We start from the raw sequence: 26,311 nt of genomic DNA on the forward strand, positions 1-26,311 counted from the left end.
GCGTCGGCAGTGACGGTGACCGGATGAGGCCGTCAAGCGGTCGCGGCTCGGTGGGGACCGAGCGGGTGTCCGGCGGCTTCGGCAGGCAGCCGGGTGGCCAGGCCACCCGGCGCCGTGGTGGGTCGGTCAGATCGGTGACTTCTCGGCGATGACGTGCACGGGCTCGATGGTGGGCTGCTCGAACAAGGTGCCGGTGTTCTCGGCGAGGGCTTGCCCGACTGGACCGTTGAGGTGCCTCTGGCGCCCCGCGTCGTCGGGGAACGCGTCGTAGATACCGAACGACGAGGGCCCGAACCGGAAGGCGACCCACCGGACCGTGGCGGGTTCGTCCTGCACGAGGGTCAGCCCGTGCTGCAGGAAGTCCTCGACGTCCGTCTCTCGACCCGGCAGCGCCTCGATACGCACCAGGAACCCTACGGTCACTGGCTCAGCCATGATCGATCTCTCTCCTCAAGGACGTTGTTCGTCAGGTGCGGTCGCGGCGACGGCGGTGAACCCGTCCGCCAGGCGGAACTTCGCGAGGTAGCGTCGTCCTGAGGCCGACCTGTTGGAAGGTCGGTGGGTTCGACGTCAGAACGCGGCACCGGCAGCTTCGGCGACGGCCTGGTCCTGGTCGCCGGTACCCCCGGACACTCCCACCCCACCGACGACGTTGCCGTTGCTTCCGCGCAGCGGCACGCCGCCGGCGAAGATCATGACCCGGCCGTGGTTGGAGTCGCTGATGCCGTAGAACTGCTCACCGGGCTGGGAGTTCTTCGCGAGGTCGGCCGTCGAGGTGTCGAACGCCCGCGCGGTGAACGCCTTGTTGATCGAAATGTCGATGCTGCCCATCCAGGCGTCGTCCATCCGGATGTGGGCCACCAGGTTCCCGCCCGCGTCGACCACCGCCACGTTGCTCGGCGACCCGATCTCCCGGGCCTTGTGCTCGCCCGCGGCGATCACCCTGCGGGCGTCCTCGAGGGCCACCGTCTCGATCTGCCTCATCGTCGGTCTCCGTTCCTAGCGGCGCGAGTCTGGCCGGGGTCAGGCCTGGACCCGGTGGCGGCCCTCGGCGAACTCCTCGACGATCTTCGCGCCGAATGCGGGCAGGTCGTCGGGGTTGCGGCTGGTGACCAGACCGTTGTCGGTGACGACGTCCTGGTCGACGACGTGGCCGCCGGCGTTGCGGATGTCGGTGCGGATGCTCGGGAACGACGTCAGGGTTCGACCCCGGACCACGTCGGCCTCGACCAGCGTCCACGGGCCGTGACAGATCGATCCGACCGGCTTGCCGGAACGGACGAAGTCCCCCACGAACCGCACCGCGTCGGCGTTCACCCGCAGCCCGTCCGGGTTGACGGTGCCGCCGGGCAGGATCAGCGCGTCGAAGTCGTCGGGCGAGACCTCGGAGACCAGTCGGTCGACCGGGAACGTGTCGCCCTTGTCGATGTCGCCGTTCATCGCCTGGATCTCGCCGCTGTGGATCGAGAGCAGCGTGACCTGCGCGCCCGCGTCCTCCACGGCCTGGCGGGGCTGGGTGTATTCGACCTGTTCGACGCCGTCGGTAGCCAGGATGGCCACCCGCCGACCACGCAGTTCCTCCGCCATCAATCGTCACCTCTTCGTCGTCGACCGCCCGTGCGGACGCCACGACGCTAGGCGCCGTCACCCGCGGGCCAGAGCCGTTTCCGGACGGGACGGCGGTGCGGAATCGGCACTCGTCGTCGCAGGGGCGGCGCCTGCCGCCCGTCAGCGCAGGGTGCGGGCCAGGGTGACGGCGGGTGCTTCGCCGTAGTGGTGGCGGTAGGCGGTGGCGAAACGTCCGGGGTGGCTGAAGCCCCACCGGTGCGCGACGTCGATGACGCGGACACCGCTCCCGGTCTCGGCTGCGACCAGGTCGGAGCGGGCGCGCTCGAGGCGGACGTGCTGGAGGTACTGCTTCGGGGACCGGTCGAGCTCGCGGCGGAATCCCGCGTGCAGGGCCCGCACCGACAGACCCACCGCGCGGGCGACGCCCTCGATGGACAGCGCCTCGTCGGCGTGGATCCGCATCAGCTCCGCGGCCTCCGAGATCGTCGTGCGAGGCGCGGACTCCGGTCGGTGGCGCAGCGCCGCCATCCAGCTGTTGGGCTGCCCCAGCAGCAGGGTGCTCATCACCTGCTCGCGCAGCTGCGCCGCCACCAGAGGGTTCATCGCTCCGGTCCCGGCGTCGGCCAGCACCTGCTGCATCAACCGGACCTGCCCCAGCACCGCCATGGTCTCCGGGGCATCCATGACAGGGTCGAACTCCAGATCGGGCTGCTCGGGCGACGCGGTGACCAACCGACCGGCGAAGGACCGCAGCGCGTCGAGGTCGACGCGGATCACGAGCAGCCGCAGCGCGTCGTCCCAGTCCATCACCAGTTCCGAGGCCGGGGTGCCCACCACCGCGGACCGCCCGGCGACGGCGTCGAACCGGCGGCCCTGGTGGCTCGCGGTCATCGACCCGGCAAGCGGCACGGACACCGACACGTAGCCCGGCAGGGGATCAGCGCTCAACCGCACCGCCATCCCGTAGTCCATCTCCAGCAGCGACAGATCCGGAAGGTGGAAGCCGAAGACCTCCGCGCTGAACCCGCCGGCGCGGGCCGGAGCCACCGTGTGGGTGGACATGAGGTCGGTGACCCGCGAGACCAGCTCGTTGAGATCGTCGGTGTGGACCAGCGGCGGACCCATGAATCTGGACGATTCGTCGCTCATCGGCTCCCCCCACGAAGGGACGGACAGCCGGCGGGCCACCACTGACGGAGCGAGCCGGGACGGACCACGCACGGGGTCGTACAGGTGCGGTCCGTGAAACTACACGAGCGGGGCGCCCGGTATGGAACCGCAGGAGCCGGGTCAGGTGCTCACGCGGTACTCGGCGAGCCAGTCGTCAGCGGCGATCAAGGGCAGCAGCACGTCCCACATGTCGGCGACCCGGGCGGGGAGCTCGTCGAGGGTGCCGCTGCGATCGCAGATCAGGTGGTGCCCGGCCATCAGGGTCGCGACCTGACGGGCCAGCACCGCCACGTCGACCGCCGGGCGCAGCACTCCGGCCTCGGCCGCCTCCCGCAAGCGGATGACGACGGCCTCCTCGGCGAACCCGTAGTGCGCGGCGCCGTGCTGGACCGTCACGGCGGCGTCGTTGAGCAGCCGGACCCCGCCGCGGACGACCGGATCGTGGCGCACCGCGTCCACGATCCGCTCGGTCATCACGACCACGGTGCGCAGGGGGTCCCAGCCCCGTGCCTCGAGCTCGACGAGCAGCTCGGTCCAGATCGCGTCGGTCGCGGCGATCACCGCCTCGGCCATGGCCTCCTTGTGCGGGAAGTGGAAGTACATCGCCCCCTTGGTCACGCCGCTGCGAGACAGGATCTCGCTGAGCGTGGCCCCGTGGTAGCCGACCTCCGCGAATCGCTGCGCCGCAGCCGCCACGATCGCGTTGCGCGTCGCCACCGACTGCTCGTGGCGCTCCTCCTGCCGACGACGGCGGCGAAGACCCGATCCAGGTCCGGCCGAGGGGCTCATCTCGCACGCCTCCCGATCCGTCACGCCTGCTCTCCCTTCGACCACCCGAACGAGGACGAGACGACGGAGCGACGTGACCCGCTCGAGGGCCCTCCGGTGAGGACGCTAGGACCCGCCCCTCGCTTCGCCGAGCCGGTTCCGGCGCCGGTCTCGATGCGAAATCGGCACGACGGCGGCGCTCGGCCCGGCCCTCCCCGACAACGCCCGCACCTGATTCACAGAGCGAGGCCGATTCCGCACCGCCTCGATGACCGGTTACGGCTCGGCTCCACCTCCACGGGCTGCCTAGCGTCGTCCCTCCGCACGCCGAATCCGGAGAACAACCACCCATGGCCACTCATCTCGGCCCGACAGCCATCGTCGCCGAACCTCGCCCCATGGCCGGCACCACGCGGGTCCCCTGCGCGACCGAGTCGCTGCGAACCGCCGTCGATGCAGGCCTGGTCTGTCTGCGTAACCTCGCCCTCGTGACGTCCGTCATCGAAGCCGCCACCGTCGGATACCGGCTTCGTGCTGCACTGAAGGCCGGGCACCCCGATGCGCGCGGGCGCGCCGCCGCCCGGATCGCCTGCGCCCATCTCGCCGCCGGCGACCTCACCGAGGCCTACTTCGCCCTGCTCCACGCCCGTGACCACATACTCGGCCCGGCTCGATGAAGCGATGGCTTAGCAGACCACCGCTGTCCCCTCCATCGGTCCACCCCGTCGGCGGGACGCCGGCGCGGTTCATCGGTGCTGCGGGTCGGGCACACGCCACCGATCAGCGAACCCCTGCGGCCGTGCGGCGCGGCCAGAGACGGAGCCCCTGACATGACCGACGGCACCATCCCCCGCAGCGGCGACTCCACCGATCCCACCCCCGACCCGGCGGAACGGGACGCCTACTTCCCCTCGCCCTCGTCCCTGAGCCAGTACGTCCCACCCCGCACCGACTACGACGGCACCGAGCACGACGGCGAGGCGGTGGGCGGCTGGAAGATCCTCGTCATCGGGGCCGACGAGCGGTACCTGCCCATGGACAACGGCCGCCTGTTCTCCACCGGTAACCACCCGGTCGAGACCCTGCTCCCGCTGGTCCACCTCGAGGCCGCCGGCTTCGGTATCGACGTCGCCACCGTCTCGGGCAACCCGGTCAAGCTCGAGTGGTGGGCCACGCCCGCCGAGGACACGACCGTCCACGACGCCCTCGATCGCGTCCTCCCCCGGTTCCGCGCGCCCCGATCGCTCGCCCAGGTGCTCGAGGACGGCCTCGACGACTACCTCGCCGTGTTCATCCCCGGCGGGCACGGCGCGATGCAGGGGCTGCACGACAGCCACAACGTCCGCGCCGTCCTCGACTGGGCCCTCGGCGCCGACCGCTTCATCATCACCCTGTGCCACGGTCCCGCCGCGCTGCTCGCCGCCGGACTCGACCGCGACACCTCCCCGTTCGCTGGCTACGAGTCCTGCGCCTTCCCCGACGCCCTCGACACCGGCGCCAACCTCGACCTCGGCTACATCCCCGGCCCGATGCCCTGGCTGCTCGCCGAGGGCCTGCGCGCCCAGGGACTGGTCGTGGTCAACGAGGACATGGCCGGCCACGTTCACCGCGACCGTGGCCTGCTCACCGGCGACAGCCCCCTGGCCGCCAACGCCCTCGGCAAGCTCGCCGCCGCGACCCTGGTCGAGCGCGCCAAGAGCTGACGGCCATCCGCAGCGCCTCCTCGTGAGGGGAAGGAGAGTGCCCGCCGGACCGAGCGGGAGAGCGCGCCCCGCGACGCGAATAGCGGCCCGCTTACACCACGTCCTCGGCCACCACGGCGCTGCACAACTGATGATCGACACCGTCGAGCATCACTTGTGACCAGCATGAACGTCCATAGGCCGTCACCAGGGCGGGCGTGAACCCTGTCCACTGGGTTCGGGGTTCGAGTCCCTGACGGCGCACCATCTTCGCTGGTCAGCGGTTCACGTCGTCGTTGGCGACGTGGTCGGTGGCCGCTCGAGGGGCCGGAAGCTCGGCACGTGTCAGTTGGCGACTATCGGAAGCAGTCTTCGGTCCTGTGGGAGACATCGGCGCCCACACCGATGCAGAGAGTGCTTCTCTCCGACCCCGGGCTCTGCACGACGAGCTTCCTAAGATCGTCGGCGTCCTCGGCCTGACCCTGATCGGCCACCACGCCGACCCCGAGAGCCCGACCGAAGAGGCCCTACGGCTGCTCTTCGGCGCAGACGCGGCCAGCTCCGACTCCCCCGCCCCGGAGACGCACACCACGGTCACGTCAGGTCACGCCCCAGCTCGGGCGCGCGCCGGCCGACACCAACTCCCCAAGGCGGTGCCTGGTCGGCGAGTCGAGAGGGCAGCGACTCACGCACCCGGGAGAAGCTGCGCATCTCGACGTGGATAGCGATACTGTCGATAGTTCAGACAGTATCGCTATCCAGCCGGGCCGGTCACGTGCCGCGAGCCAGGCGCGACGTCTCACCGCGCGAACTCGATCCGGGGAGGCCGACATGGCTCGCAGAATGGCGGTCCCGGAGCGGGTGCGGGCGATGCGGCTGATCGACCGTGTCGACTACGGCGACGCCTTCGCCGCCGACTGCCCGCCGGACGTCCTGGCTCACTACACCCCGGACGAGCTCGGTGAGCTCGCCATGGGTCGAGCCCCGCGATGGCTGCAGCTCTTCGTGCGTCTCGCTCATCGTCGAATGCTGGGACTACGACTGACCCCGTCACGGCTCCACCGGACCCTGGGGTGGGACCTGCTGTCGGGCACGGACGATGAAGCGCTCTACGGATCAACGGGCCGACTGGTCACGGTGCGGCTGCTGGTCCTCAAGGCTCCCGGACAGGTCGTCGTCGTCTTCCTCCTCCGCCGAGACCGACCATAGGCGACCCCCTCCGTCGCCCTCGTGAAGCCGATTCACCGCGCGGTCACCCGCTACCTGCTCGACCGGGGAACTCGTGTCGCCGCCGAGGAGAAACCGGCTCTTCCGGTTCTGGGGCGCGGAGATCTCCATCGCCGTTGGAAGTGGATGCTGGAGCTGACCGGGGCGCGGCACGAGCCGGCACGCCCCGGGCCGAGGCGGTAGCTCAGGCCGCGTCGTGGAGAAAGGCGTAGTCGGTGTAGCCGCGGTGGTCCCCGCCGTAGAGGGATCCCTGGTCGGGCTCGTTCTCGGCGGCGCCCTCCCGCCAGCGGCGCACCAGGTCCGGGTTGGCGATCCACGGTCGCCCCACCGTCACGGCGTCGGCGACACCGTCGGCGATCAGCCCTGCCATGTCCTCACGGGTGGAGTACTCCTCGAAGTTGGTGTTGAGGACATAGATCCCCGGCCATGCCTTGCGCAGGCGCAGCACGAAGTCCTGGTTCCGGGTGCCGACGACGTGCAGGTAGGCCAGTCCCATCGGGGCCAGGGCGTCGACGAGCACGTCGTAGACCTCGTCGTCGTTCTCGACGATGCCGTTGAACGGGTTGAGCGGTGAGACACGGATCCCGAGGCGGTCGGCCCCGATCTCCTCGGCGCACGCCCGCGCGACCTCGACGGCGAAGCGGGCCCGGTTCGCTGCGGTGCCGCCGTAGCGGTCGGTGCGACGGTTGATGCCATCGGCGAGGAACTGGTGGATGAGGTAGCCGTTCGCCCCGTGCAACTCGACGCCGTCGGCGCCCGCGTCGACGGCGAGGCGCGCCGCGTGGGCGTACCCGGCGACGACGTCGGGGATCTCGGCGAGCTCCAGCGCGCGAGGGGTCACGTAGTCGAGGGTCGTCAGCTCCCGCTCCGTGTCGGGATCGGGCGAGGACCAGGTGACGATCGAGCCCTCCGGACGAACGGCTGAGGATGCGACGGGGGTGGCGCCGTCGAGGGTGTGCGGGTGCGAGATCCGCCCGGAGTGCATGAGCTGCACGAACAGGTGCCCCTGGCCGTCGTGGACGCGGCGGGCGATCCGCGCCCAGCCCGCCTTCTGCTCGACCGAGTGGACGCCCGGGACGTTGGGGTAGGCCTGGCCCATCCGCTGCGGCTGGCTGCCCTCGGAGAAGATCAGTCCGGCCGACGCGCGCTGGGCGTAGTACTCGGCCTGCATCTCGTTGGGGACGTCACCGTCGGCGCGGTTGCGGGTCAGCGGAGCCATCAGCGCGCGGTGCGGGAGCTCCAGGCGCCCGACCCGCAGGGGCGCGAGCAGCGGGCTGTCATCGGGCAGCGGGGTGGACATGAGAACGCCTCTCTCGTCGGCAGGAACGAGCAATGATTGTTGCTTCAACTACAGGGTTGCCGTCCCGAGCCCGCCCGCAAACGTCCTCGTCGGGCTCGCCGACGGCTGACGGTGGTCCCTTGTCGCTCCTCGCGAGCAGGCAGGAAGTCGTGTGGCCGCCGACTCGACGAGGCGAGCCGGCGCCTCCTGTTCGCTCACTCGGTCCTCGCATGTTCTTCGTCATCACGCGACGTCGCCCCTGATGGCCGGTGGGGGCATCGGCGTCCTGAATTCCCGCCCCACTGCCGTCGACACGTCCGGCAGACGCGACTGTGGGAGGAGATCGGAATCCGATCAAGCCGCATGCAATGAGCAAACTTCGGAGCTCCGGGTGAGTTAGTGTCGTGAGATGGCGTTGAATCATGTGAGACGAGGGAGCGGCAGCCCACTCCTGCTCGTGCACGGTCTCGGCGCCGGGTGGCGATCCTGGGCCCCGATCCTCGACGACCTGGCCGAACACCACGAAGTCATCGCAGTCGACCTACCGGGGTTCGGCGAAACACCGCCGCTGAACGGCGACATCTCCATCGCCACCTTGACCGACTCCGTCGCGAACTTCATCCACGAACAAGGTCTGGACAGGGTCTCGACCGTCGGCCAGTCGATGGGCGCTCGGATCGTGCTCGAGCTCGCACGGCGAGGCGTCGGCGGCGACACGGTGGCGTTGGACCCGGGCGGCTTCTGGAGCGACGGCGAGGTCGCCCTGTTCGGCGCCACGCTGCGACCATCGATCGCGCTGGTCCGAGCGCTGCGGAACAGGCTGCCGGCGCTCCTCGACAGCCCCGCGGCGAGGACCTTGCTGCTGGCGCAGTTCTCGGCACGACCCTGGGCGCTCTCGCGCGAGACCGTCCTGCCGGACGTGTGCGGGCTGGCCGACTCCCCGTCGACCGGCGCTGCCATGGACGCCCTGACCAAGGGACCCAAGCAACAGGGAGCCAGGGCGGGCACGGTGCCCGGACGGGTCACGATCGGTTGGGGGCGTCGAGACCTGGTGACCATTCCGAAACAGGCGGCTCGGGCGACGGACCTCTTCCCCGACGCCGTCCTGCACTGGTTCGAGCGGTGCGGTCACTTCCCACAATGGGACGCCCCGCGAGAAGCGACCCGGCTGATTCTCGACCGCACCGACTGACGAATCATCGACCGAGCGACTGTCCGTCGGAGGATCGCCGGATTCTCCGACCGGTCGCGTCGATTCCCGATATCGCCCACAGGGTCTCCGAGGAGGAACGCAGCACACCTCCGGGGTTGATACACGATCACACCGAGCCGCCAGGGTCTGTGTGGCGGCGACATCGGGAGCGGGCACACCACTCCGTTTCCACCATGGGAGCGTATGCGGCCGGCGTCCGTCCCCGAGTTCTTCGTGACGTCGTCGTGAGCCACACCGAACGCGCCAGGGACGCGGCGTCCGATCAGCGTGGGTCGCGCTCGTCGCGCTCGCGGCGCAGGTCGTCGATGGTGCCGGCGGCGAGTGCGGTCCAGAAGCGCAGGGCGGCGTGTTCCATCTCGAGCCCGAGTTCGAGGGTGATCATGCGGGGGCGGGCCCAGTCCTCGTCGCCGTGCCGGGAGACCATGTCCTCGTAGACGGCGATCCGCTCCTCGTGCTGACGGATCTGCTCCTGGGCGAGCTTGGGGACGTCGTCGTCGGGCGCGCCCGCCTCGTTGAAGAAGAGCTTGAGCTCGGCGACGTCGCGCATCTCGAAGTGCTCGGGCGTGGGGGCGGCCAGCCACTCCTGCAGGGCGGCCCGACCCTCGGGAGTGAGTGAGTAGGTCTTGCGTCGGCGGCCGCTGTCCTCGAGGTCGACGGCGAGCATGCCGGACGCGGCGAGGCGCTCCGGCTCCGAGTACAGCTGCGTGTGGGGGAAGTTCCAGAAGTAGCCGACCGACCGGCTCGTTGCCCGCTTGAGGTCGTAGGGGGTGGAGGGTCCGCGCAGCGCCACCATCCCCAGGACCAGGTACGACGTGGTCGACAGACGCATCGGTCCTCCGTGCTCCGCGCGAGATCAGCATCCCGACTCTAGCCAGGTCCATCCTTGCCCTCGCACCATACGAAACGTACGGTGCGTTTCATACCAAGGGAAGGCCGCTCATGGACCTCGCATCGATGCTTCGCTGGGCCGCCGAACGCCACCCGCACCGTCGGGCGGTGTCCGGGCAGGGCCGCCGGCTGACCTACCGCGAGTGGGACGAGCGCACGGACCGCCTCGCGGCGGCGTTGAGCGGCTGGGGCGTGCGGGCCGGGGATCGCCTGGCGCTGGTGATGCACGGCGGCGAGCCGCTCGCGAGCCTGCACCTGGCCGCGCAGAAGCTCGGCGCGGTCTCGGTGCCGCTGTCGACGCGGTTCGGCGTCGACGAGCTCGCCTACTGCCTCGGGGACGCGGGCGCGGTCATGGTCCTCACCGATCCGGCGCACGCCTCGCGGGTGGAGGCCGCCGCGGGCGCGGTCCCGATCCATGACGTCGCCGAGGTCGACGCGGCCGCGGAGGTCGCCGACACCACGGCCGTACCGCCGGCGCCGGACGAGTCCGCCGTGAGCGTGATGCTCTACACCTCCGGGACCACCGGGAAGCCGAAAGGCGTGCCCCGGACCCATCGCGCCGAGCACGCCGCCGCCGTCGCGCACGTGATGCAGACCGGGCAGCGGGCGGGCGTCGCCACGCTCGGGGTGATGCCGCTGTTCCACACGATGGGCCTGCGCACGCTGCTGGCCTCGATCGTGCTCGGTGGGACGTGGGTCGCCCAGCCCTCCTTCGACGCCGACGAGTCGATGGCGCTGATCCGCGACGAGGGGATCGGATCGCTGTACCTGGTGCCGACGATCTACTGGTCGCTCCTGCGCACCGGGCGCCTCGGCGAGGCCCACCGGCTCGACAACCTCGCCTACGCCGGGGCGGCCATGACCCCGTCGCTGGCCGAGGCGCTGGTCGAGGCGGTGCAGCCGCGCTCGTTCGTCAACCACTTCGGGTCGACCGAGATCTATACGTTCACCATCGGCGCGGACGTCGCCGCCAAGCCCGGCTGCGTCGGACGGGCCGGCTTGTTCTCCCGCGTCCGCTTGATCGCACCCATGCAGGGTGCACCGGTCGACGAGGAGGTCGCGCCCGGCGAGCAGGGCCAGGTCATCGTGTCGATGGCCTCGGCGGAGGCGTTCGGCGGCTACTGGAACCGCCCCGACGCGAACGCGAAGGCGATCCGCGACGGCTGGTACCACACCGGGGACCTCGCGATCGCCGACGAGGACGGGGACCTCTGGGTGTCCGGCCGCACCGACGACATGATCAACTCGGGCGGGGAGAACATCTACCCGGACGAGATCGAGGCGGCGCTCATCCGCTGCGCGGCGATCGACGACGTCTGCGTGGTCGGGCTGCCCGACGACCGGTGGGGCCACGCGGTGAGCGCCTTCGTCGTGCCCGTCGCCGGGATCGAGCCGGAGCTGGCCGCCGCCGCGACGCTCGCCCATGCCCGCGAGCACCTGCCATCGCTCAAGCGGCCCAAGCAGGCGATCGCCGTCGACGCGATCCCGCGCTCCGGGGTCGGCAAGACCCTTCGCCGGATGCTCGTCGCCGGCGAGTACACCCCCCGAGGAGAGGCCCGTGCCTGACATGACCGCAGAGGCCGCACCGCCGCGGTGGACCCCTTCGCGCGACGAGGACGCGGCCCTGGTCGCGGGCCGCGGCCGGTTCCTCGACGACCTCGACCCGCTGCCGGGGACGCTGGTGGCCGCCGTCGTGCGCTCCACCCGGCCGCACGCCCGGCTCCTCGCGGTGGACCTGTCGAGGGCGCGCCGCCACCCCGGGGTCGCCGCGGTGATCGGACCCGAGGAGGTTCGGACCGCTCTGCGTCCGTTCCCGCTGTCGACCGGCGCGGCGATGCCCTACCTCCCGACCGGCGTCGACAAGGTCCGCTTCGTCGGCGAGCCGATCGCCGTCGTCGTCGCGACCGACCGCTACGTCGCCGAGGACGCCGCCGAGCTCGTCGACGTGACCTACGAGGACCTGCCCGCCGTCAGCGACGCCCGGTCCGGGCTGGCCGACGATGCGCCCCGCCTGCACGAGGACGCCGAGTCCAACGTCGCGACGGACCGCACCTTCTCCTTCGGCGGACCGGACGACCGCTTCGCGGCCGCTGCGCACGTGGTGACCCGCCGCTACGAGTTCCCGCGCTACTCGTCCGTGCCGATGGAGTGCTACTCGGTCGTCGCGCACTGGACCGAGCAGGACGGCGGGCCGTCCGTCGAGGCCTGGGCGAACTTCCACGGGCCGTTCTCGATGGTGCCGGTCATGGCGGGCGCGCTGCGCATCCCGACCTCGCGGGTGCGCCTGCACGTCCCGGCCGACATCGGCGGCAGCTTCGGGATCAAAGCCGGCATCTATCCCTACGTGGTGCTCCTCGCGCTGGCGTCGAAGCACGCGGGGACACCGGTGCGATGGACCGAGGACCGCGTCGAGCACCTCACGGCGAGCTCGTCCGGCGCCGACCGGTCGATGGAGTTCTCGGCGGCGCTCGACGGCGAGGGCACGATCACCGCACTGCGCGCCGACCTCGTCGACAACGTCGGCGCCTACCTTCGGCCCCCGGAACCCTCGACGCTGTACCGCTGCTTCGGCAACATCACCGGGCCCTACCGCATCGACGCCGTCGGCATCCGGGCCCGGGCGGTCGTCACCAACACCATGCCGACCGGCCTCAACCGCGGCTTCGGCGGCCAGCAGCTCTACTTCGGGCTGGAGCGGCTCCTGGACGACATCGCCGCCGAGCTCGACGTCGACGCCCTCGAGCTGCGCCGTCGCAACCTCATCACCTCCTTCCCGCACGAGACCGCGACCGGAGGGGTGTACGACTCCGGCGACTACCTCGCCGCGCTCGACCTCGCGACGAAGAACGCCGACCTCCCCGAGCTGGAGAGGCGGCGCGACGAGGCTCGCGCGGCCGGCGCCCACTACGGCATCGGGACCGCCCTCGTGGTCGATCCGTCCGGGACCAACATCGGCTACGTCGGGCTCGCCACCCCGGCCGAGCAGCGGACCCCGGGGCGGGACAAGTCGGGGTCGACCGAGCACGTGCGGATGTCGGTCGATCCGCAGGGCGTCGTCACGGTGCTGCTCGGCTCGGTCCCCCAGGGACAGGGGCACGCCACGGTCGCCCGCAAGATCGCCGCGCAGCGCCTCGGGCTGCCCCCCGAGCAGGTCCGCGCCGTGATCGACATGGACACGGCGACCACCCCGTGGACGGTCACCTCCGGCAGCTACTCCTCCCGGTTCGCGCCGTTGGTCACCAGCGCCGTCGTCGCCGCGGCCGACACCATCGCCGTCACGGTGCGGGCCGCCGCGTCGACGCTGCTCGACGGCGTCGACCCCGCCACGCTCGTCCTCGAGGGCGGCGAGGTCCGCACCCCCGACGGGCGGGCGGTGAAGTTCCGCCACGCCGCCGGTGTCGTGCACTGGGACCCCGCCGCGCTGCCCGCGGGAGTCCCGGCGCGGCTCTACGCCGAGGCCGAGTTCTCCCCGCGCGAGACCCGGGCCGCCTCGGCGGACGACCGGATCAACTCGTCGCTCTGCTACGGATTCGTGGCCGAGATCGTCGCGGTGCGGATCGACCCGGACACCCTCGAGATCGAGGTCGACCGGGTGTCGTCGGTCCACGACGCCGGCACGGTCCTCGACCAGACGTTGCTCGACGGCCAGGTGTACGGCGCCCTCGTGCACGGGCTCGGCGGCGCCGCCTACGAGGAGTTCACCCACGCTCCGTCGAGTCAGCCGACCGCGGCCACGTTCCTCGACTACCTGTGCCCCACCTCCGCCGAGGCGGGCTTCGAGTTGCGCACCGACCACGTGGTGTCGCCTTCGCCGCTCACCCCGCTCGGTGCCAAGGGCTGCGGCGAGGGCTCCTCGATGAGCTTCCCCGTGGCCTACGCCAACGCCGTCGCCGACGCCCTCGCGCCGCTCGGCATCGACGTCACCTCCCTGCCCCTGCACGGCGAGGTGCTCCACCAGCTGTTGACCGACGATCGGAAGGACGCCTGACATGTCACTGACCGGCGGCGACGTCACCCTCGAGCGCGACGGCCACGTCGCCTACGTGACGCTCTCCCACGGCAGGTACACCGTCGTGACGATGGAGATGCGCCGGCTGGTGGCCGAGCGCTTCGCCGAGATCGACGCCGACCCCGAGGTACGGGTCGTGGTCGTGCGCAGCGACGGCGAGCACTTCACCTCCGGCGGCGACATCGCCGGGTTCATGGAGGTCGACCCGATCGACCTCACCGACCTCGGGCACGACGTGACCGCCGCCGCGCGCAGCCCCAAGCCGGTCATCGCGGCGATCGACGGGTACTGCTTCGGCGTCGGGCTGGAGATGGTGCTCTCGTGCGACATCCGGTTCGGCACCGGGCGCACCCAGCTGGCGCTTCCCGAGATGAATCTCGGCATGATTCCCGGCTCCGGCGGCACGCAGCGCCTCGCCCGCCTGATCGGCCAGTCGCGGGCGAAGTTCCACATCCTCTCCGCCACCCGGATCCAGGCCCAGCAGGCGCTGGACTGGGGGATCCTCTCCGGCGAGCTCCATGCCGACCGCGACGCCCTGGGCGAGGCCGTCGACGCGCTCGCGCAGAAGATGGCGAGCCTCTCCCCCGCCGCGCTGCGCACGGCGAAGGAGGTCCTCGACCGCGGCGTCGACGGGCCGCTGTACACCGGCATCGAGCTGGAGCGGAAGGCCTACTCGATGCTGCGGGCCACCCAGGATTTCGCCGAGGGTGTGAAGGCGTTCGGCGAGAAGCGCAGCCCCGTCTTCACGGGGCGGTGACCCGATGAAGGCAGCACCCTTCGCCTACGTCCGGCCCCCGACCCTCGACGACGTGCTGGCCGAGCTCGGCGGCGGGGACGGCAAGGTCCTGGCCGGCGGCCAGTCCCTGGTCCCCGTGCTCGCGATGCGGCTGGGCCGCCCCGCCACCCTGGTCGACGTCACCGCCGTTCCCGAGCTCACCGAGTACGGGCCGGACGCGCGCTCCGGCTACCGGGTCGCCGCGGCCGTCCGGCAGCGGGTCGTGGAGCACGATCCGGCCGCGCGGGACGTGCCCCTGATCGCGATGGCGATGCCGTTCGTCGGGCACCGGGAGCTGCGCAGCCGCGGCACGGTGTGCGGCAGCCTCGCCCACGCCGACCCGGCCGCGGAGCTGCCCGCCGTGGCCTGCTGCCTCGACGCGCAGGTCGAGGTGTCCGGGCCCGGTGGGGCCCGCACCGTCCCGGCGAAGGAGTTCGTCACCGGCGCCATGACGACGGCGGCCGGGCCCGAGGACGTCGTCACCGCGGTCACGTTCCCGGCCGCCCGTCCCGGGGACGGGTTCGGGTTCGCCGAGATCGCCCGCCGGCACGGCGACTTCGCCCTCGCCGGCGTGGTGTGCCGGGTGCAGGTCGCCGACTCGGGGGCGGTGCGCTCCGCCGTCCTCACGGGGTTCGGCATCTCCGACCGGGCGGTCACCCGCGACGTCACCGCGCTGCTCGCCACCGGCGAGAGCGAGGAGGACCTCCGGCCCGCCACCACCGAGCTGGCCGCCGCGCTCGTCGACACCGGTGGGGACACGCACGGCTCCACCGGCTACCGGCGGCGGCTCTTCGCCGTCCTCGCCGCCCGCGAGCTGTCCCGGGCGCTGCGCCGTGCCCGCGAGGGAAGGACCACTGCATGACCGCCGCCCCCGAGCGCCACGACACCGGCTCCCGCCGCGTGCCCGCGCCCGTTGCCCGGGTCGCAGCACACGAGACCGCCGAGGTGACCTTCGTCGTCAACGGCACCGAGACCACCGTCGAGGTGCCGCCCCGGGCCCACCTCGGGGACGTCCTGCGCGAGCGCCTCGGCCTCACCGGCACGCACCTCGGCTGCGAGCACGGGGTCTGCGGCATGTGCACCGTGCTCCTCGACGGCGAGGCCGCCCGGGCGTGCCTGCTGTTCGCCGTGCAGTGCGAGGGTGCGGAGATCGTCACCGTGGAGGGGCTCGGCTCCCCCGACGACCAGCACCCGCTGCAGCAGGCGTTCTCCGCCCACCACGCCCTGCAGTGCGGGTTCTGCACGCCCGGGATGCTGATGAGCAGCTACGACCTGCTCGCCAACGAACCGGAGACCGCCGAGGAGGACCTGCCCGAGGCGATGTCGGGCGTGCTGTGCCGCTGCACCGGCTACCGCGGCATCCTGGCGGCCGTCTCCGACGTCGCCGGGACCTACCCCGACGGCGTGCCGGAGCCCCGGGGATGTGCGCCACGGATGCTGGTCGGCCGGTCCGCGGCCAGCCGTCCCGGCGATGCTCCCGAGGACACCGCGGCGGCGGCTCCGCAGCTCAGTGAGGTGCGGCTGCCCTCCGGCCCGCCCTCCGCGGTCGTCGACGTGACCTCGCAGCTGACCTCCCCGGTGGACCGCGTCTGGGCCGTGCTCACCGATTTCGACCTGCTGGCGCGCTGCCTGCCCGGGGCCCAGCTCGTCGAGTCCTACGACGAGGACCGCCACCGCGGGCGGGCCACCGTCGCGCTCGGCCCCGTGAAGCTGTCGTTCGAGGGACTCGCCCAGGTCGTCGAGCGGGACCCGGACACCCACCGGCTCCGCTTCCACGGCCAGGGGAAGGACACCGGCGGCAGCGCGACCTCCGCCGACGTCGTCCTGGCCGCGACGCCGACCGCCGACGGCGGCACCGAGCTCACCGCGCACGCCGACGTGCACCTGTCCGGACGGGTCGCCCAGTTCGGCCGGGCCCTGGCCGGGGACGTGTCCCGCCGACTGTTCGAGCAGTTCGCCGCCGGGGTGGACGAGGCCGCCGAGACCGGTTCGGTCTCCGAGGTCTCCCTCGCGCGCAGGCTACGACTCGCGGCCGGGGCGGCCCGCGACGCCGCTGTCGGCGCCTTGCGCCGAACTGCACACCGCGTCCGTGACCGCATCCGGCACGGGAACGCCTGACCATCGGCGCACGTCGGCGCTGGTCGCGTTCTGGGTCCACGACGACGCCAGCTGGAGCACCGGGGCGACGCCGGTTTCATGCGCATGCCGCATCGGTCATCCGGCCGCCCCACGACGAGAGGACCGCTGATGGCGGACACGAAGAACGGCCCCGAGCTGCATCCGGTCACCGAGGAACTCGCGAGTGGGAAGAACTTCGCTGCGGTGACCACGGTGCTGCCCAGCGGCAGGCTGCAGACCCAGATGCTGTGGGTCGCGATCAAGGACGGGCAGCTGGTCCTCAACACCGAGACCCACCGCAAGCGCTACCGCAACCTGCAGTCCGACCCCCGGATCACCGTGCTGATCCGCGACGAGTCCGACCCCTACCGCTACGCCGAGATCCGCGGCCGGGTCGAGCGGACCACCACCGGCGACGAGGCCCGCACCCACATCGACGAGGTCGCCCACCAGTACCTGGGCACCGACTACCCACCCGAGGGCATCAAGTCCGAGCGCGTGATCCTCTGGGTCACCCCCGAACGCCAGACGATCATCGACCAGAACAAGGACACCAGCGACTGACCTCGCTTCGTCCTGTCGAAGGGATCACCACCACCATGGCCATCGCGACCATCAACCCCGCCACCGGCGAGACCGTCCGCGAGTTCGAGGCGCTGACCGAGGCGCAGCTGGAGGAGAAGCTCCAGCGCTCGTGGGACACCTTCCGGACCTACCGGGACACGACCTTCTCCCAGCGCGCCGACTGGCTGCGGCGCGCCGCGGACATCTTCGACGAGGACAACGAGCGGCTCGCCCAGCTCGCCACCCTCGAGATGGGCAAGACCCTCGTGGCCGCCCGCGCCGAGGTCACCAAGTGCGCCTACGGCTGCCGCTGGTACGCCGACCACGCGGCCGAGGCCCTCGCGGACGTCGAGTGGCCGCACCCGTCGAACGCCCCGGAGCACGCCCGCATCATCACGCGCTACCAGCCGCTGGGCCCCGTGCTCGCGGTCATGCCGTGGAACTTCCCCTACTGGCAGGTGCTGCGCTTCGCCGCGCCGGCGCTGATGACGGGCAACACCGGACTCCTCAAGCACGCCTCGAACGTCCCCCAGGTGGCGATGGCCATCGAGGACGTCCTGACCCGGGCCGGGTTCCCCGAGGGCGCTTTCCAGACCTTGTTGGTCCCGAGCTCGCAGATCGAGGGGATCATCGACGACGACCGCGTCCGCGCCGTGACCCTCACCGGCAGCGAGCCCGCCGGCCGCGAGGTCGGCGCCCGCGCCGGCCGGAACGTCAAGACGAGTGTGCTCGAGCTCGGCGGCAGCGACCCGTTCATCGTCATGCCCTCCGCCGACCTCGAGGCCACCGCGGACGCGGCGGTCTCGAGCCGGACCCTCAACAACGGGCAGTCCTGCATCAACGCCAAGCGCTTCATCGTCCACGAGCAGATCGCCGACGAGTTCCAGCGGCTGCTGGTCGAGAAGATGGACGCCCTCACCGTCGGCGACCCGTCCGACGAGAACACCGAGCTCGGCCCGATGTCCGGCCCACAGGGACTCGAGGAGCTCGACCAGCAGGTCCAGGACTCCGTGGCCAAGGGCGCCACGCTCCTCACCGGCGGCAAGCCCCTGGGCGGGCCCGGCAACTACTACCCCGCGACGGTGCTGGCCGACATCCCGAAGAACGCCCCCGCGTACTACGAGGAGCTCTTCGGACCGGTCGCCCTCGTCTTCCGCGCCCGGGACATCGACGATGCCATCGACATCGCCAACGACTCGTCGTTCGGCCTCGGTGGCAGCGCCTGGACCGAGGACGAGGACGAGAAGGAGCGCTTCGCCAACGAGGTCGAGAGCGGCATGGTCTACATCAACAAGATCACCGAGTCGACGCCCGAAGTGCCGTTCGGCGGGGCGAAGAACTCCGGCTACGGCCGCGAGCTCGCCTCCTTCGGCCCGCAGTCGTTCGTCAACGCCAAGACGATCTGGATCCAGTGAGCACCGCGACCTTCTCCGGCATCGCCCACGTCGCGCTGGTCGTGCGGGACATGACGACCAGCGTGCATTTCTACGAGGACGTACTCGGTTTCGAGCGCGTCGGTGAGGTCACCGAGGGGCCGCCGTCCGAGGGTCACCCCCGCTGGTTGATGCGTCATCCCGGAAGCGGGATGACGCTGGGCATCCACGAGCCCCACCGACGCAGCGGGGACCGGTTCGACCCGCAACGGACGGGGCTCGACCACCTCGCGGTGACCGTCCCGGACCGGGCCACGCTGGACGCCTGGTCGACGCGACTGGACGAGCACGACGTCGAGCACTCCCCGACCCGCGACGCGGGCTACGCCGAGTTCGTGTCGTTCTGCGACCCGGACGGCATCGCCTGGGAGATCTGGCTGCCTACAGGGGACTGACGGCGGCGACAGCATCCGGGCACTCGCGGGACGACCGTTCCCGCGTCGCTCACCCGAGGTGGCTCCACCCGTCCGAGGCGAGGTGCGAGTTGCCGCGCCGTGGCACGGCATACGCGACGACCACCAGTGAGTCGAGTCAGCCGAGCGGGCTTCCCGTCTCGGGCGAGGATCGACGGGCAGGAGTGCAGGTGAACGAGCGGGTGTGTCTGATCACCGGAGCGAGCCGGGGCATCGGAGCGGCGACGGCGCGCGAACTCGCGGCGCGCGGTCACGCCGTGGTGGTCAACCACCGCGACAGCGCGACCGCGGCCGAGGCTGTCGCCCACGACGTGCGGGCGGCCGGTGGGGACGCCCTGGTGGTGCAGGGCGACGTGACCGACCCGGCCGACGTGACGCGAGTGGTCGAGGCGGCCCGCGAGCGCTGGGGCCGGCTCGACGTTCTGGTGCACAACGCCATGACCCCGTTCCCGGTCACCTCGTTCGCCGACCTCGACTGGGAGCAGCTCTCGGCGAAACTCGACCAGGAGATGCACGCGGCACACCTGCTCACCAAGGCCGTGCTGCCCGGGATGATCGACCGCCGGCGGGGACGGCTGATCTACCTGTCCACCGGCCTGTCCCGACGTCCCCGGGATGGGATGATCGCCCTCGGGGTTGCCAAGGCCGCCCTGGACTCCTTCGTGCGCTACGTCGCCGCTGAGGTGGCACCGCACAACATCACGGCCAACGTCGTCGCCCCGTCCACGGTGGAGGACACCGCCGTGAGCGACCGACTCCCCGAGGAGCTCAGGTCGCAGCTCGCTGATGCGACCCCGATGCGCCGGCTCGCCCGACCCGAGGACGTCGCCCGCGCGGTGGCGCACTTCGCCGGCGACGACGCCGCGTTCACCACCGGCAGCTGGGCGCCAGTCAACGGCGGCCTGATCATGCCCTGAATCCGCAGGCGGGCCGGACAGCCGCTCCTCTCGCCGGGCGGCGGGTGCTGTCGTGCCATCCGTATCGCCCGGCCAGGGCTGGAACGACGTCAGCCTTCGACACCCGACCCTGACTGACGAGGCCCGCTTTCGGTACCGCTTACGTCACACCCACGGCCGTCTACGGGCACCCATGGCACAAGATCGCTATCTCTTGATCATGTCGCTGAGCAGCACAGATGCAGACAGCAAGCCACCACAGCCGACGTGAACCTTGTCCACTGGGTTCGGGGTTCGAGTCCCTGACGGCGCACCCTTCGTGGAGGCCCTGACCGGATCGGTCGGGGCCTTCGTCGTGTGCGGCCAGCCCAGGGCTTCTCCCTCCGACTTCAGCGGCATCGCGACCCCCTATAGGCACTTCTTGCCACTGACATCCGGTGCGAGCCCTGCCTGACGACCCGCGCAGCGTCTGCTGTCAGCTTCTGCAGCTTCGACCGCGGTCCGAAAGGGCGGCACGCCCCCGCAGTGGTAGGTCTATTGGCGTGCCCAAGACCGACTACTACGACGATCCCGACGCCCCGGCGACCAACAGCCTCGTGGTGGCAGTCGCCGTCGTGGTCGTCGACGAGCAGGGCCGAGTGCTCATGATCGAGCGCACCGACAACGGCACGGGGGCGCTGCCGGGCGGCGCGCAGGAGCTCGGCGAGTCCGTCCGCGAGGCCGCCGTCCGCGAGACCCGCGAGGAGACCGGGCTCGAGATCGAGGTCTCCGGCGTGGTCGGCATCTACTCGGATCCCCGGCACGTCATCGCCTACGACGACGGCGAGGTCCGGCAGGGGTTCACGATCTGCCTGCGTGCCCGGGCAGAGGCGGGCACCCCGCGGTCGAGCAGCGAAAGCCGAACCGTCCGATGGGTGAACGCGGCAGAGCTGGAGCAGCTCCCGATCGACGGGCGCATGCGACGGCGAATAGACGACGGCGTGCGCGACGCCCCTCCCCACGTCGACTAGGTCGGGATGCCCGCGGTCGACATCCTCTCGAGGGTTCGGTCGACCGCGGCCCGCAGCTCGGGTCCGACTCGGTCGAGGAACCTCGTGACCACGTTCCCCCGGGCCATACCGACGACGAATCTCAGCCCACCGCTCATCAGCGGTGAGGCGCTGTCCCTGCGGTCCCGTCGGAGTACCAGAGCGCGTCGCGGGTCGGGCTGGCCTCGTCGGTGTAATCCTCGACGCCGTCGATCTGGCGTAGCTCCGCCTCGACGACAGCGCCGGAGTGGCGCGCGACGAGCGCGACCATTCGGTCCCAATAGTCCACACCTGCAAGGAAGCGAGCGCCGTCGAGCGGGTAGAACCGCTCGGGGGCGATCGTCGGGGCGTAGCCGATGTCGTGCAGGATCGCCGCGACGCGCAGGTCCTCGGCGTCGACGTCCTCGATGTCGCCAAGCCGGGAGGCCTGGTCGGCGACCGCCTGGACGTGTCGCCAACGGTCGGGCAATGGTTCCGCGAGCAACGACTCGGACAGCGCGAATGGGTCATCGAACTCGACCGTCGGGTCAGGCTAGTGAGCAGCGTCGACAACTCGCACTGGGTGCCGGTGGCCGGCCCGGCGGAGAGCCGGCCGGCCAGGAGCTCGATCAGAATGGCTCCTCCTGCCCGCCGTCGCCCATCGACACCTCGGCCCGGGAGTCGCGTCCAGCGTCCGGCCGATCCGTTCAGGCCGGTCGCCGGCTCACCGGCGGTACGTGCCTGCGGTGTGGGTCTCCGGGATGCGGCTGATGCCGAACAGCTTCTCCCGGAAGGTGCCCGGGGCGTACTCGGTCTTGTACCGACCGCGTTCCTGCAGGATCGGGACGACGAGATCGATGAACTTCTCGTAGGTCTCGTGGGCGACGATCCGGGCGATGTTGAACCCGTCGAGGTCGGTCTCGTCCATCCACCGGATCAGCTCGTCGGCGACGTGGGTGGGGCTGCCGACCAGCGCCATGTTGGTGCCGCAGAGCGCCTTCTCCTCGAGCACCTGGCGGAGGGTCCACGCGTTGTTGCGGGTGAACATCTCCATGGCCGAGCGGTTGGCGTCGTTCTCCGCGTAGACGATCGGCTCGTCGAGGGGGTACTGCGACAGGTCGATGCCCATGATCCCGGACATGGTGGAGAGCAGGCCCTCGAGGCTGGACCAGCGCAGGTAGTCGTCGTAGGTGGCGCGAGCGAGCTCGTCGGTCTCGTCGACGAACACCGAGACCCCGGCGAAGAACTTGACCGAGTCGCGCGAGCGCCCGACGGCCTCGAGCTCCTTGGTCATCGTCGCGATCTTGTCCCGCACGATCTCGATCGTCGTGCCGTTGAGGTAGATGCCCTCGGCGTGGGTGGCGGCGAAGAGCCGACCGCGCGACGAGCCGCCGGCCTGGAAGAGCAGCGGGGTGCGCTGGGGGGAGGGCTCGGTGGCGTGGATGGCGTGGAAGCGGTGGAACTCGCCCTCGAGGTCGATCCGCTCGATCTTCGACGGGTCCGCGTAGACACGCGTCTCCTTGTCCTTCACGAGCGCGCCCTCGCCCCAGCTCTGCTCCCAGAGCCGGTAGACGCCCTCGAGGAACTCGTCGGCCATGTCGTAGCGGCGGTCGTGCGGGATGAGCCCGTCGAGCCCCATGGCCCGCGCGCCGCTCTCCAGGTAGCTCGTGACGATGTTCCAGCCGATCCGGCCATCGGCCATATGGTCGAGCGTGGAGAGGCGCCGGGCGAAGCTGTACGGGCGCTCGTACGTGGCACTGCCGGTCATGGTGAAGCAGAGGTTGCTGGTGGCGCCGGCCATCCCGGCCAGCAGCACGCTCGGGTCGAGGCTCGGAGCCTGCGAGCCGTTCCGCAGCGCCCCGTCGGCGTTGCCGCGGAACACGTCCGGGAACCCGTAGACGTCGGCCAGGAAGAGGTTGTCGAACAGGCCGCGCTCGAGCAGCTGCGCGTACTCGGTCCAGTAGGAGAGCTTCGTGTAGTCCACTGCGCGGTCGCGCGGGTGCGCCCAGAGCCCGAACGACTGGAAGCTGGGGTTGCCCTGCTCCAGTGCGTTGAAGCGGATCTCCTTCGCGGTGCCCCTGTCGGCCATGCCATTCCTCCTCGCGACGCTGCGACGCGCCTCACCGTATCTCGCTTGGTGACCGTAACTCCTACGTGGTGGTCGTAGGAAGTGGCAGAAGGTCTGGACTCGGAGGCGTACCTCCCCGAAGATGCCTCCCGTGTTCGTGTGCCTACTGAGCTATCACCAGGAGATCGACCGGGAGAGCGCGCTCTTCGCCGCGCACCGCGGGTTCGTGGAGCAGCAGATCGCCGACGGGCGGTTCCTCTGCTCCGGTCCGCGCGTCGGTGTCCGTGGCGGGCTGGTGGTGGCCTACGGCGACGACGAGGCCGAGGCCCGCGCCCTGTTCGATCGGGACCCGTTCGTGGTGGAGGGCGTCGCCGGATACGAGCTCCACCAGTTCCGCGTCGGCCTGGCCGACCCCGCGAGCCACCTCACGGCGGCGTCGTGAGCGCGCCGGTGCTCATGGTGAGCAGCCAGTTCGCCCAGCACCTCGACTTCTTCGACACCGCGTCGTTCGAGCATCTCGCCCGTGTCGAGGGCCTGCTCGCCCAGCCGCACGAGATGGCGTGGGACGACGGGCGGCGCCTCGCGTACCTGACCCACACCTACCGGGCGGGCGCGTACGGCGAGGGCAAGCCGAAGGCCCACGAGCTCTCGGTCGTCGACCCCGACGCGCGCGCGGTCGTCGACGTCATCGACATCGCCCCCTACCTCGCCCCGCACGACGTCGAGTTCGACCCGGTCGCCGACCGCATCTACACGGGTGTCGAACTCGAGGACGGCCGCAACGGCATCGTCGTCATCGACGCCGCCCGCCGGGAGGTCGTCGGCAACATCCCCCTCGATGCACCCAACGCCCACTGGCTGTGCCTCACTCCCGACGGCGCCAGGGCGTACGTGGCGCACAAGGAGGCGCCGGTGATCTCCGTGGTGGACCTGCGCGCCGGCCGCCAGGTCGCGGAGATCCCCTCGCCCGGCGGCGCGGAGGAGATCGACTGCTCCCCCGACGGCCGGTTCGTCTACGCCGCGACCCCGATGATGTCGCTGACGGTCAACGTCTCGCAGGGCCGCCTGACCAAGCGCACGCCCCCGCCCGGCACGCCGACCCCGCGACTCCTGAAGATCGACACGGAGCGGGAGGAGGTCGTGGGGCGCTTCGAGACCCACGAGTACCTCTCCGCGCTCCGGGTGGCCCCCGACGGCCGCGTCCTGGTGACCGAGTTCTGGTTCCCGGCCCCGGACGCGGTGACGCCCGGCCCCGTGCCGGGCCGCCTCGACGTCGTCGATCCGGAGACGATGACGCTGTCGGCCGCGATCGAGCTGGACGAGCTCCCCTTCACGGTGCGGGTGTCGCCGGATTCGACGACGGCCTACGTCGCGAACCTCAAGACCGGGTCCGTCAGCGTCGTCGACCTCGTGGAGAACACGGTGCGCGCCCGCCTGGACAACAACATCGGGCCGGCCTTCGGCGGGTCGCACGGGATGTGTCTGGTCCCCGCGGGCGAGGCGGGCCGATGAGCCTGCTCGCCGGGCACGACCTCGTGGCCAGCTACTTCACCCTCACCGGCGCCCACCTGAGCCGACCTCCGCGGCACGACCTCGCCGCCCGGGCCACGGCGGCCGCGGCGGCCGGGTTCACGGGGCTCGCCCTCGCCCCGGCCGAGCTCCCCGCGGACGGCGATCCGTCCGCGGTGGTCGCGGCCGTGGCGTCGGCGGGCCTCGCCGTACCCGAGCTCGAGCCGCTGCGCGGGTGGGACTCCGGGGACCACGGCCAGGAGGCGGCGGTCTTCGCGCTCGCCGACGCGTTCGGGTCGCGGCAGGTCACGACGATCCGCCTCGTCGGCGACGAGGTCCCCGACGACCTGCTCGCCGAGCGCTTCGCCGGCCTGGCCGCCCGCGCCGCCGAGCACGGCCTCACCGTCGGCCTCGAACCACGCGCGCACTCGCCGATGGCGACACCCGACGAAGCGGCGGCGCTCATCGTCGCGTCGGGCGCCGCGAACGCCGGGATCGTCCTGGACGCCTACCACGTGCACCGCGCCGGTGTGGGGCTCGACGACCTCGCCCGGGTCACGGACCGCATCGCGAGCATCCAGCTCAACGACATGCTCGCGGTCCCGCGCGAGGACCCAGCGCAGGACGCACTCGAGTACCGCCTCGTCCCGGGCGCGGGCGTCATCGACCTCACCGGCTGGCTGGCCGGACTCGACGGCCTGGGCGTCCGGGCGCCGCTCGCCGTGGAGGCGCTGTCCCGCGAGCTCAACGACCTCCCGGTCCACGAGGCCGCCCACCGGGCCGCCGAGGGAGCCCGGTCGGCCCTCGCCGCGGCGCGCCGCCCCGTCTGAGCCCGCTCAGCCGGTCCCCAGCCACGGCGCGATCCGGGCCGCGGCGTCCTCGAGGTCGGGCAACAGCTTCCCGACGGCGGCCTCGGGCAGCCGGGTGGTGGGCCCGGACAGGGTCAGCGCCGCGACCAGCTCGTTCCCGGCGCGTACCGGGACCGCGACCCCGGTCACCCCGGCGACCAGACCGTCGCTCTGCACCGACCACCCACGTCCGGCGGTCTGCTCCAGGCGCGCGAGCAGGTCGACCCGGGAACCGACACCGCGGCCGGCCCGGTCGATCAGCGCCGTCTGCTCGGCGGGCGGGAGATCCGCCATGAGCACGTCGCCCGTCGCCGTACCGACCATGGGGATGGCGTCGCCGACCGGCACCACCCGGCGCAGCTCCTGGCGGCTGTCGGCCGAGGCGATGCAGACGCGGTTGTCACCACGCCGCACGTTCAGCGACGCCGTCTCCCCCGTCCGGTCCCGCAACTCGCCGAGCGCCCGGTGCACCACGGCCATGGGCTCCCCGCCCTCCCGGGCACGACGCACCAACCGGAACATCCGCGCCCCGAGCAGGTAGGACCCCTCGTCGGTCCGGTCGAGCATCCGCTCGTCGGCGAGCTCACGCATGATCCGCGAGACCGTCGACAGCGACAGCTCGATGTCCTCACTGACCCGCGCCGCCGTGGCGGGGGTCGGCGAGGCGGCGACGCTCTCGAGGATGGCGACCACCCGCTGCATCGACCTCACGGATCTCCCCCTCCTCCGTCAGCGCGTCCCACGGCACCGGTGATCGTACGAGTTCCCCGCACGGCTCCGGAGGGTTGACGCGCGTCGGTGCCGCTCCTTACGGTCATCTCATCAGATGCACTGCACGCTCACCCAGTGAGCGCTGCGACATTCGGGAGGGACAC

General features: G+C 71.4%; 27 protein-coding genes. 17 read left to right on the forward strand and 10 right to left on the reverse strand.

Annotation, left to right across the window (positions count from 1 at the left end; genetic code table 11):
• Positions 1 to 126: 126 nt before the first annotated feature.
• The 5 genes from QRT03_RS26950 to QRT03_RS26970 all read right to left on the reverse strand — a co-directional run bounded on the left by QRT03_RS26950 (position 127) and on the right by QRT03_RS26970 (position 3,552).
• Positions 127 to 435, reverse strand: a complete 309-nt coding sequence (locus QRT03_RS26950; protein WP_286056236.1) for a putative quinol monooxygenase — start codon at positions 433 to 435, stop codon at positions 127 to 129.
• Positions 436 to 570: 135 nt separating this feature from the next.
• Positions 571 to 984, reverse strand: a complete 414-nt coding sequence (locus tag QRT03_RS26955) for a GlcG/HbpS family heme-binding protein (RefSeq protein WP_286056237.1) — start codon at positions 982 to 984, stop codon at positions 571 to 573.
• Between the two features lie 39 nt (positions 985 to 1,023).
• Positions 1,024 to 1,587, reverse strand: a complete 564-nt coding sequence (locus QRT03_RS26960; protein WP_286056238.1) for a type 1 glutamine amidotransferase domain-containing protein — start codon at positions 1,585 to 1,587, stop codon at positions 1,024 to 1,026.
• A 141-nt stretch (positions 1,588 to 1,728) separates the two neighbouring features.
• Positions 1,729 to 2,694 (reverse strand): AraC family transcriptional regulator, encoded by a 966-nt coding sequence (locus QRT03_RS26965; protein ID WP_286056239.1) that lies wholly within the window; start codon positions 2,692 to 2,694, stop codon positions 1,729 to 1,731.
• Positions 2,695 to 2,859: 165 nt separating this feature from the next.
• Entirely contained in the window at positions 2,860 to 3,552 is a 693-nt protein-coding gene (locus tag QRT03_RS26970) for a ScbR family autoregulator-binding transcription factor (protein WP_286056240.1), read from the reverse strand.
• Between the two features lie 353 nt (positions 3,553 to 3,905).
• On the opposite strand from QRT03_RS26970, the gene QRT03_RS26975 reads away from it, so the two are divergent.
• The 3 genes from QRT03_RS26975 (at position 3,906) to QRT03_RS26985 (ending at position 6,398) form a co-directional block, all read left to right on the forward strand.
• The gene (locus QRT03_RS26975; protein ID WP_286056241.1) at positions 3,906 to 4,184 is read left to right on the forward strand and encodes a hypothetical protein; all 279 of its coding nucleotides are present in this window, start codon (positions 3,906 to 3,908) and stop codon (positions 4,182 to 4,184) included.
• 153 nt (positions 4,185 to 4,337) lie between these two features.
• Positions 4,338 to 5,210: a glyoxalase III HchA gene (gene hchA, locus QRT03_RS26980; protein WP_286056242.1), complete on the forward strand. Its 873-nt coding sequence runs from the start codon at positions 4,338 to 4,340 to the stop codon at positions 5,208 to 5,210.
• An 810-nt stretch (positions 5,211 to 6,020) separates the two neighbouring features.
• Positions 6,021 to 6,398, forward strand: coding sequence for a hypothetical protein (locus QRT03_RS26985; RefSeq protein WP_286056243.1), 378 nt, complete (start codon positions 6,021 to 6,023; stop codon positions 6,396 to 6,398).
• 202 nt (positions 6,399 to 6,600) lie between these two features.
• Here QRT03_RS26985 and QRT03_RS26990 read toward each other — a convergent pair whose 3' ends face one another.
• Positions 6,601 to 7,716 carry an alkene reductase gene (locus QRT03_RS26990; protein ID WP_286056244.1) on the reverse strand — a complete coding sequence of 372 codons (1,116 nt, stop codon included), beginning with the start codon at positions 7,714 to 7,716 and terminating at the stop codon, positions 6,601 to 6,603.
• Positions 7,717 to 8,152: 436 nt separating this feature from the next.
• Between QRT03_RS26990 and QRT03_RS26995 the strand changes: the two genes are divergently transcribed.
• On the forward strand, positions 8,153 to 8,887 hold the full coding sequence (locus QRT03_RS26995) for an alpha/beta fold hydrolase (protein WP_286056245.1): 735 nt from the start codon (positions 8,153 to 8,155) through the stop codon (positions 8,885 to 8,887).
• Positions 8,888 to 9,170: 283 nt separating this feature from the next.
• Here the strand turns inward: QRT03_RS26995 and QRT03_RS27000 are convergent, their stop codons facing one another.
• Positions 9,171 to 9,737 carry a PadR family transcriptional regulator gene (locus QRT03_RS27000; protein WP_286056246.1) on the reverse strand — a complete coding sequence of 189 codons (567 nt, stop codon included), beginning with the start codon at positions 9,735 to 9,737 and terminating at the stop codon, positions 9,171 to 9,173.
• Between the two features lie 110 nt (positions 9,738 to 9,847).
• Between QRT03_RS27000 and QRT03_RS27005 the strand changes: the two genes are divergently transcribed.
• The 10 genes from QRT03_RS27005 (at position 9,848) to QRT03_RS27050 (ending at position 21,014) form a co-directional block, all read left to right on the forward strand.
• On the forward strand, positions 9,848 to 11,362 hold the full coding sequence (locus QRT03_RS27005; RefSeq protein ID WP_286056247.1) for a class I adenylate-forming enzyme family protein: 1,515 nt from the start codon (positions 9,848 to 9,850) through the stop codon (positions 11,360 to 11,362).
• Position 11,363: 1 nt separating this feature from the next.
• Positions 11,364 to 13,784 carry a xanthine dehydrogenase family protein molybdopterin-binding subunit gene (locus tag QRT03_RS27010; protein WP_286056535.1) on the forward strand — a complete coding sequence of 807 codons (2,421 nt, stop codon included), beginning with the start codon at positions 11,364 to 11,366 and terminating at the stop codon, positions 13,782 to 13,784.
• A 1-nt stretch (position 13,785) separates the two neighbouring features.
• Positions 13,786 to 14,562: an enoyl-CoA hydratase/isomerase family protein gene (locus tag QRT03_RS27015; protein ID WP_286056248.1), complete on the forward strand. Its 777-nt coding sequence runs from the start codon at positions 13,786 to 13,788 to the stop codon at positions 14,560 to 14,562.
• 4 nt (positions 14,563 to 14,566) lie between these two features.
• Positions 14,567 to 15,442 (forward strand): FAD binding domain-containing protein, encoded by an 876-nt coding sequence (locus tag QRT03_RS27020; protein WP_286056249.1) that lies wholly within the window; start codon positions 14,567 to 14,569, stop codon positions 15,440 to 15,442.
• Entirely contained in the window at positions 15,439 to 16,698 is a 1,260-nt protein-coding gene (locus tag QRT03_RS27025) for a xanthine dehydrogenase family Fe-S subunit (protein WP_286056250.1), read from the forward strand. The genes QRT03_RS27020 and QRT03_RS27025 overlap by 4 nt, the downstream gene beginning before the upstream one ends.
• Positions 16,699 to 16,827: 129 nt before the next feature.
• On the forward strand, positions 16,828 to 17,262 hold the full coding sequence (locus tag QRT03_RS27030) for a PPOX class F420-dependent oxidoreductase (protein ID WP_286056251.1): 435 nt from the start codon (positions 16,828 to 16,830) through the stop codon (positions 17,260 to 17,262).
• 35 nt (positions 17,263 to 17,297) lie between these two features.
• Positions 17,298 to 18,677 carry an NAD-dependent succinate-semialdehyde dehydrogenase gene (locus tag QRT03_RS27035; protein ID WP_286056252.1) on the forward strand — a complete coding sequence of 460 codons (1,380 nt, stop codon included), beginning with the start codon at positions 17,298 to 17,300 and terminating at the stop codon, positions 18,675 to 18,677.
• The gene (locus tag QRT03_RS27040; protein ID WP_286056253.1) at positions 18,674 to 19,090 is read left to right on the forward strand and encodes a VOC family protein; all 417 of its coding nucleotides are present in this window, start codon (positions 18,674 to 18,676) and stop codon (positions 19,088 to 19,090) included. Before QRT03_RS27035 ends, QRT03_RS27040 begins: the two co-directional genes overlap by 4 nt.
• 188 nt (positions 19,091 to 19,278) lie before the next feature.
• Positions 19,279 to 20,025, forward strand: coding sequence for an SDR family NAD(P)-dependent oxidoreductase (locus tag QRT03_RS27045; RefSeq protein ID WP_286056254.1), 747 nt, complete (start codon positions 19,279 to 19,281; stop codon positions 20,023 to 20,025).
• Positions 20,026 to 20,546: 521 nt separating this feature from the next.
• Positions 20,547 to 21,014, forward strand: a complete 468-nt coding sequence (locus QRT03_RS27050; protein ID WP_286056255.1) for an NUDIX domain-containing protein — start codon at positions 20,547 to 20,549, stop codon at positions 21,012 to 21,014.
• A 136-nt stretch (positions 21,015 to 21,150) separates the two neighbouring features.
• On the opposite strand, the gene QRT03_RS27055 is transcribed toward QRT03_RS27050, so the two are convergent.
• Entirely contained in the window at positions 21,151 to 21,516 is a 366-nt protein-coding gene (locus tag QRT03_RS27055) for an HD domain-containing protein (protein WP_286056256.1), read from the reverse strand.
• A gap of 219 nt (positions 21,517 to 21,735) precedes the next feature.
• Complete coding sequence (locus QRT03_RS27060; RefSeq protein WP_286056257.1) at positions 21,736 to 23,100, reverse strand: LLM class flavin-dependent oxidoreductase; 1,365 nt, start codon at positions 23,098 to 23,100, stop codon at positions 21,736 to 21,738.
• 121 nt (positions 23,101 to 23,221) lie between these two features.
• Between QRT03_RS27060 and QRT03_RS27065 the strand changes: the two genes are divergently transcribed.
• From QRT03_RS27065 to QRT03_RS27075, 3 genes are read left to right on the forward strand one after another with little or no spacing between them, the layout of a single operon-like run.
• Positions 23,222 to 23,521 (forward strand): YciI family protein, encoded by a 300-nt coding sequence (locus QRT03_RS27065; RefSeq protein WP_286056258.1) that lies wholly within the window; start codon positions 23,222 to 23,224, stop codon positions 23,519 to 23,521.
• Complete coding sequence (locus tag QRT03_RS27070) at positions 23,518 to 24,591, forward strand: YncE family protein (protein ID WP_286056259.1); 1,074 nt, start codon at positions 23,518 to 23,520, stop codon at positions 24,589 to 24,591. The genes QRT03_RS27065 and QRT03_RS27070 overlap by 4 nt, the downstream gene beginning before the upstream one ends.
• Positions 24,588 to 25,418 (forward strand): sugar phosphate isomerase/epimerase family protein, encoded by an 831-nt coding sequence (locus QRT03_RS27075; RefSeq protein WP_286056261.1) that lies wholly within the window; start codon positions 24,588 to 24,590, stop codon positions 25,416 to 25,418. The genes QRT03_RS27070 and QRT03_RS27075 overlap by 4 nt, the downstream gene beginning before the upstream one ends.
• Positions 25,419 to 25,424: 6 nt before the next feature.
• Here the strand turns inward: QRT03_RS27075 and QRT03_RS27080 are convergent, their stop codons facing one another.
• Complete coding sequence (locus QRT03_RS27080; protein ID WP_286056536.1) at positions 25,425 to 26,138, reverse strand: IclR family transcriptional regulator; 714 nt, start codon at positions 26,136 to 26,138, stop codon at positions 25,425 to 25,427.
• Between the last annotated feature and the right edge of the window lie 173 nt (positions 26,139 to 26,311).

The sequence above is a fragment of the Actinomycetospora termitidis genome, from assembly GCF_030286555.1.
Classification (GTDB): Bacteria; Actinomycetota; Actinomycetes; order Mycobacteriales; family Pseudonocardiaceae; genus Actinomycetospora; species Actinomycetospora termitidis.

Bases quoted from the DNA above. Each gene is read 5' to 3' on its own strand.
- QRT03_RS26985 (WP_286056243.1), top strand. From the start codon at position 6,021: ATGGCTCGCAGAATGGCGGTCCCGGAGCGGGTGCGGGCGATGCGGCTG.
- QRT03_RS27030 (WP_286056251.1), top strand. From the start codon at position 16,828: ATGGCGGACACGAAGAACGGCCCCGAGCTGCATCCGGTCACCGAGGAA.
- QRT03_RS27035 (WP_286056252.1), top strand. From the start codon at position 17,298: ATGGCCATCGCGACCATCAACCCCGCCACCGGCGAGACCGTCCGCGAG.
- QRT03_RS27065 (WP_286056258.1), top strand. From the start codon at position 23,222: ATGCCTCCCGTGTTCGTGTGCCTACTGAGCTATCACCAGGAGATCGAC.
- QRT03_RS27080 (WP_286056536.1), bottom strand. From the start codon at position 26,138: ATGCAGCGGGTGGTCGCCATCCTCGAGAGCGTCGCCGCCTCGCCGACC.
- QRT03_RS27075 (WP_286056261.1), top strand. From the start codon at position 24,588: ATGAGCCTGCTCGCCGGGCACGACCTCGTGGCCAGCTACTTCACCCTC.
- QRT03_RS27010 (WP_286056535.1), top strand. From the start codon at position 11,364: ATGACCGCAGAGGCCGCACCGCCGCGGTGGACCCCTTCGCGCGACGAG.
- QRT03_RS26950 (WP_286056236.1), bottom strand. From the start codon at position 435: ATGGCTGAGCCAGTGACCGTAGGGTTCCTGGTGCGTATCGAGGCGCTG.
- QRT03_RS27020 (WP_286056249.1), top strand. From the start codon at position 14,567: ATGAAGGCAGCACCCTTCGCCTACGTCCGGCCCCCGACCCTCGACGAC.
- QRT03_RS27005 (WP_286056247.1), top strand. From the start codon at position 9,848: ATGGACCTCGCATCGATGCTTCGCTGGGCCGCCGAACGCCACCCGCAC.
- QRT03_RS27025 (WP_286056250.1), top strand. From the start codon at position 15,439: ATGACCGCCGCCCCCGAGCGCCACGACACCGGCTCCCGCCGCGTGCCC.
- QRT03_RS26965 (WP_286056239.1), bottom strand. From the start codon at position 2,694: ATGGGTCCGCCGCTGGTCCACACCGACGATCTCAACGAGCTGGTCTCG.
- QRT03_RS27015 (WP_286056248.1), top strand. From the start codon at position 13,786: ATGTCACTGACCGGCGGCGACGTCACCCTCGAGCGCGACGGCCACGTC.
- QRT03_RS27060 (WP_286056257.1), bottom strand. From the start codon at position 23,100: ATGGCCGACAGGGGCACCGCGAAGGAGATCCGCTTCAACGCACTGGAG.
- QRT03_RS26960 (WP_286056238.1), bottom strand. From the start codon at position 1,587: ATGGCGGAGGAACTGCGTGGTCGGCGGGTGGCCATCCTGGCTACCGAC.
- QRT03_RS27000 (WP_286056246.1), bottom strand. From the start codon at position 9,737: ATGCGTCTGTCGACCACGTCGTACCTGGTCCTGGGGATGGTGGCGCTG.
- QRT03_RS26990 (WP_286056244.1), bottom strand. From the start codon at position 7,716: ATGTCCACCCCGCTGCCCGATGACAGCCCGCTGCTCGCGCCCCTGCGG.
- hchA (WP_286056242.1), top strand. From the start codon at position 4,338: ATGACCGACGGCACCATCCCCCGCAGCGGCGACTCCACCGATCCCACC.
- QRT03_RS26955 (WP_286056237.1), bottom strand. From the start codon at position 984: ATGAGGCAGATCGAGACGGTGGCCCTCGAGGACGCCCGCAGGGTGATC.
- QRT03_RS26975 (WP_286056241.1), top strand. From the start codon at position 3,906: ATGGCCGGCACCACGCGGGTCCCCTGCGCGACCGAGTCGCTGCGAACC.